Here is a 1909-nt window from a genome sequence, read left to right as displayed (position 1 = left end):
GGGCTGCCCGGCCTCGGCCTTCCTGCCGACCTCGGGCAGCTCGAAGAAGACGATGTCACCGAGCGTCTTCTGGGCGTGGTCGGTGATACCGACGGCGTCGTGGATCAGGGTCCAGAAGGCACCGCAGGCGTACAGGCCGTACACCGCCGACGGGTAGTGGAGGCTTCCGGTCGCCGCCGTCCAGCCGATCAGCACGTAGACGCTCATGACCAATGCCAGGAACGCCGAGGGCCAGAAGAAGACGCGTTTCATGAAGGGGTACGCGACGATCAACGGGTACGAGGCGGCGGCGACCAGAACCGTCTGCGTGTTCACCACCGCCAGGACCAGCAGCGCGACCGCGGCCTGTGCGGCGGCGAACAGGAGGGCGTTCCCGACGCTGATCGTCCCCGACGCGACCGGGCGCGACACGGTGCGGGCGACTCGGGCGTCGACGTCCCTGTCCACCGCGTCGTTGACCGCGCAGGCCGCGCCGCGCACCAGCACCGCCGCGACGGCGAGCACCACGACCGCCAGGAGGTCCGGTCTTCGACCGGAGGCGAGGACGGCGGCCCACAGCCCTGGAAGCAGGTAGAGAACGTACCCCGTGGGCCTGTCCAGCCGCATCAGCAGGAGGTATGCCCGGACCGGGTTCGGGCTCTTCGAGACGACGTCCGTAGATATCTTGTGCAGCATCAGGATCCGATCACCAAGTCACCGGAAGGTGGACCAACCCGCCGATCAGCGTGTTGTGGCGCAGACTCAGCTCTTCCACACCGACGGCCAGACGCAGGGCCGGGAAGCGCGCGACGAGTTGGCCGATCACCACCTGGAGTTGCATGCGGGCCAGCGTCGCGCCGACGCAGTGGTACGCGCCGTGTCCGAACACGAGGCTGTCCGTGGTGTCGCGCGTGACATCGACCCGGTCGGCGTCGGTGAAGGCCGTCTCGTCGTGGTTGGCCGCGATGATGTTCAGCAGCACCAACTCACCGGTCCGCACGAGGACCCCGTCGATCTCGAAGTCCGTCAGCGCATAACGGGGGATACCACCGTTGTGCGGGTTCGGCATCGACATCCGCAGGGTTTCCTCGACCGCGCCGGGAACGAGGCTCGGGTCGTCCAGCAGCGCCTGCCACTGGTCCGGGTTGGCCAGCAACAGCGACACGCAGGTGCCGAGCCGGGCCACCGTCGTCTCGTAACCGCCGAACAGCAACAACGCCGTCAGCCCGAGAACCTCGTTGTCGTCGATCCCCTCGGTCGCGCAGATCCTGGAGATCACGTCATCGCCCGGATTCCGCCGTTTGTCGGCGACAAGTCGCCTGCAGTAGCCGAACAGTTCGCCCAGCCCCTGTTCGGACCTCGCCGGGTCCCCGACGTTGGCGGCGTCCTGGGTCCAGCCGCCGAACTTGTCCTTGTCCTCCTGGGGTACGCCCAGCCACTCGCACATCACCTGAATGGGCAGCGACAGAGCCAACGCCTGACGCAGGTCCACCGGTGGCTCCTGCCCGGCCAGTCCGTCCAGGAGCTGCCCGGTCAGTTTTTCGACGTAGGGCCGCAGTGCCCGCATCCGCTCGGGTGCGAAGTGCGGCTCGAGCAGCGCACGCAACCGGGCGTGGTCGGTGGCGAAGTCGCCCAGCAGGCCGGAGAGAAGCGCCGACCCGCTGTCCTTCGCCGCTGCCTGCGGATCGGGATTCGAGCGGCCGAGCCGGTCGTCGTCGAGCAACTGCCGCACCCAGGCATGAGCGGTGACCAGCCACGCCTCCTCGCCCTCGGCGGTACGAACGCGATGGACCGCGCCCTGGGACTGGAGCGTGCGCAGCCCTGGCGCGAGGTGCAGCACGTTCGTCTGCTCAAGGGGCAATTGGGCTGGGGTACTCACTGACGGCCTCCGCCGGAATCGGGGTTCGGACCACCATGTCGAAGACCTGCC

The 1909-nt window shown here is 68.3% G+C and carries 2 protein-coding genes; both read right to left on the bottom strand.

From position 1 onward, the window contains the following. On the bottom strand, positions 1-675 hold a 675-nt coding region (locus ABZ646_RS45925; protein ID WP_360533556.1), incomplete at its 3' end, for a UbiA family prenyltransferase. 10 nt (positions 676-685) lie between these two features. Beyond that, a partial coding sequence (locus tag ABZ646_RS45920) for a cytochrome P450 (RefSeq protein ID WP_360533553.1) occupies positions 686-1909 on the bottom strand: 1224 nt, incomplete at its 5' end.

The organism is Streptomyces sp. NPDC007162 (assembly GCF_040634175.1).
Lineage (GTDB): Bacteria > Actinomycetota > Actinomycetes > Streptomycetales > Streptomycetaceae > Streptomyces.
This window is presented reverse-complemented; position numbering and strand designations above follow the sequence as displayed.